General features: G+C 60.9%; 4 protein-coding genes and 1 pseudogene. 2 read left to right on the plus strand and 3 right to left on the minus strand.

Going from position 1 to position 3110, the window contains the following annotated elements; genetic code table 11:
- Window positions 1-220: pseudogene (locus NW841_RS06155) on the plus strand (hypothetical protein); the annotation flags it as partial.
- Window positions 221-226: 6 nt separating this feature from the next.
- Here the strand turns inward: NW841_RS06155 and dapF are convergent.
- Together dapF and psbN are read right to left on the minus strand one after the other, a co-directional pair.
- A complete protein-coding gene (gene dapF, locus NW841_RS06160; RefSeq protein ID WP_414370727.1) occupies window positions 227-1096 on the minus strand; it encodes a diaminopimelate epimerase in 870 nt (289 codons plus the stop codon).
- Between the two features lie 26 nt (window positions 1097-1122).
- Complete coding sequence (gene psbN / locus NW841_RS06165) at window positions 1123-1254, minus strand: photosystem II reaction center protein PsbN (RefSeq protein ID WP_414363859.1); 132 nt, start codon at window positions 1252-1254, stop codon at window positions 1123-1125.
- Window positions 1255-1444: 190 nt separating this feature from the next.
- On the opposite strand from psbN, the gene psbH reads away from it, so the two are divergent.
- Entirely contained in the window at window positions 1445-1648 is a 204-nt protein-coding gene (gene psbH / locus NW841_RS06170; protein ID WP_011430181.1) for a photosystem II reaction center phosphoprotein PsbH, read from the plus strand.
- Between the two features lie 23 nt (window positions 1649-1671).
- Here the strand turns inward: psbH and argJ are convergent, their stop codons facing one another.
- Complete coding sequence (gene argJ, locus NW841_RS06175; RefSeq protein ID WP_414385834.1) at window positions 1672-2892, minus strand: bifunctional glutamate N-acetyltransferase/amino-acid acetyltransferase ArgJ; 1221 nt, start codon at window positions 2890-2892, stop codon at window positions 1672-1674.
- Window positions 2893-3110: the final 218 nt, after the last annotated feature.

The following is a 3110-nucleotide window of genomic DNA, read 5'->3' on the forward strand; positions in this document are numbered from 1 at the left end:
CTGGATCCCAGTGGCGTTGGCCTTCGGCTTGGGGGTGATCTTCCCCTGGCTCAAACGCTCCCTCAACCAGTGGGTTCATCCTCTGTTCCTACGCCTCGGCCTGGGGCTGGGGCTGGTCTTGTTGGGCCTGGCAGTGGCGTTGATCTGGCGGCAGGGTTGGAGCACTGCCTATGGGATTCTCACCCTGCTGGCTCTTCTCCTGCTGGGGCTGGGATCCTGAGACCTCTCAATCGGCGGTGGTGCCGCTGAAAACGGGCAGGGCTGGCCCTGTCATCCACACGTGTTGGGTGTCAAGATCCCAGCGAACCTCCAGGCTGCCTCCCGGCAGCTCTACCGTGGCTTGGGGCTTGGCCCGCTCTTCCAAGACGGCAGCTACTAGGGCGGCACAAGCCCCTGTTCCACAGGCCAGCGTCGCCCCTGCCCCTCGCTCCCAAACCCGCAGCCGCAGGCGGTTAGGGCTGAGCACCTGCACGAATTCGGTGTTGGTGCGCTCCGGAAAGGCAGGGTGATGCTCAAACAGGGGGCCTACCCTTTCCAGATCCAGCTCTTCCAGGGATCCCTCCTCCTCGAGAAAGACCACGCAATGGGGGTTGCCCATGCTCACCGCCGTCACCGGCCACTCCCGCCCGGCCACTGGGAGCGGTTGCCGAATCACCTTCTCCTCTGGCCCGGCCAGCGTGGTGGGAATCTGCTGGGCCAACAGGCGAGGGATCCCCATGTCCACTGTCACCAGGCCATCGGGCTGCACCCGCGGCACAATCCGCCCCGCCAAGGTGTGGATCTGGTAGGCACCATCCTGAGCGGGGATCCCCAGATCCTGTAAAAAGCGGGCCAAACAGCGGATCCCGTTGCCGCACATTTCCGCCTCCGAGCCGTCGCTGTTGAACAGGCGCATGCTGAAATCGGCCCCCGCCTGCCCCGGCAGCAGGAAGATAACCCCATCTGCCCCCACGCCAAAGCGGCGGTTGCACAGGGCAACGGCCTCTTCTGGAGTCAGACAGGGCTGGGACTGGTGGCGGTTATCCACCAAGATGAAGTCGTTCCCCAGGCCTTGGTATTTGTGGAAGGGGAGACGAGAGGGTAACCGAGCAGGCATGCACTGGAACCGCAAAACGACCGGCTTCAATCCTCGTGCATCTCGTAGGGATCCTGCAAGTTTTTGGCAGGGGGGCCAAAGGCCGTGTAGATGGCAAAGGCGGTGATGCAGATGGTTGTCGCCGCAATGGCCACAACCAGCGAAAGGGTGGATTCCATAGCTAACTCTTCAATTCTGAGAGAATCTTCCTACATATTACACAAGTTTACAATTCATTGCCGGCGGCAAAGGGAAGTGACCAGATTCTGTTAGCGTGATTTTAAAAGGAGGCTGTCTGGCTGGGATCTGCCGCCGTGCTGACCTCCGACTGGGTAAACCTGTCCTCTCTTTGACCTAGCGCGAGAACCTATGGCTATTCGTACCAAACTGGGCGATCTGCTGCGTCCCCTCAACTCGGAATACGGCAAGGTGGCCCCTGGCTGGGGCACCACACCTCTGATGGCGGTCTTTATGGTGCTGTTTGGCATCTTTTTGCTGATCATCCTGCAGATCTACAACAAGTCGCTGCTCCTGGAAGACATCAACGTCTCCTGGGAGAGCCTCAGCTTCTAGTTCTTCTGGCTGCCGCGGGCTGTCTAGGTGGTGTACTCGGCGTTGATGCGTACGTAGTCGTAGCTGAGATCGCAGCCCCAGGCAACGCCCTGGCCAGATCCCTGGTGGAGATCCACGGTGAAGATTACTGGGTCTCCTTTCTTTAGGTACTCGGAGGCTGCCTGGCGATCAAAAGCCAAAGGCATTCCCCCCTGCAACAGCAGAAAATCCCCCAGGCGAACCTCCAAGCGACGGCTGTCAAAGGGGATCCCAGACCGCCCAGCAGCGGCGGCCACTCGTCCCCAGTTGGGATCATTGCCAAAAACTGCTGCCTTCACCAGGGGAGAGCTGGCGATCACGCGGGCCATCTGCCGGGCCGACCTATCGTTGGGAGCTCCCTGCACCCGGATCTCCAGCAGCTTGGTGGCCCCTTCCCCATCGCGGGCAATGGCCTTGGCCAGGTCAATGCAGACCTGAACGACCATCTCCGCCAGAGTCTGGGCCGCTTCCGTGCTGGCCTGCAGGGGGGGGATCCCGCTTTGGCCATTGGCCAGGGCCAGTACCATGTCATTGGTGCTAGTATCCCCGTCCACGGTGATTTGGTTAAAGCTGAGGTCGGCAGCCTGCTGGAGGAGCTGCTGCCACAGGTGGGGATCTACAGCCGCGTCGCAGGTCAAGAAAGCCAGCATCGTCGCCAAGTTGGGGTGGATCATGCCGGATCCCTTGGCAATGCCTCCCACCCGGATGGTGTAGCCGTCGATCTCGGCCTCTAGGGCTGTACTCTTGGTTACCAGGTCGGTGGTGAGGATGGCGCGGGCGGCGCTCTCTCCTCCTGTGGGCGAGAGGCTGTCGATCAGGCGGGGCAGGGCTGCCTCGATTTTGGCCATTTCCAATTGCCGCCCGATCACCCCTGTCGAGGCAGTGAGCACCTGTTGGGCCGGGATCCCCAGCCGTTCTCCTACCCAGAGAGCCAGTTGGGTGTTGTTGCGCTCCCCTTCTTCTCCTGTACAGGCGTTGGCTTGGCCGGCGTTGCAAAGGATGGCCCGCACCGGTTGCCCTTGGGCGAGGATCCTTTGGTTATAGGTAACACAAGCGGCCTTGACCTGGTTGGTAGTGAAAACGCCAGCCCCCACTGCATTGCAGTCAGAGACGATCAAAGCCAGATCGGCAGCTCCAGAGGGCTTGAGGCCGGCAGCCACGCCAGCAGCGCGGAACCCTCGTGGGGCGGTAACGGCGCCTGCAACCCGTTTAAATTGGGATCCCATAGATTCTGGGGCTAAGGGGTGATCGGCATTATCATACCGGCTTGCCGCTCAGACCGGGGTTCAGGGTCAGGGCTGGCAACTGGCAAGTTTTGCCCAAGAAACTCTCTGGAAACCACATCTGAGGGAGGGCGGGGGTTGACCCTCCCACCGCCTAAAGGTGGGGAATTCTTACGCCGTTCAACAACGAACTCGTAAAGACGCTGTCAAGACACCTCTAG

The organism is Synechococcus sp. H60.3, from assembly GCF_047462295.1.
Taxonomy (GTDB): Bacteria; Cyanobacteriota; Cyanobacteriia; order Thermostichales; family Thermostichaceae; genus Thermostichus.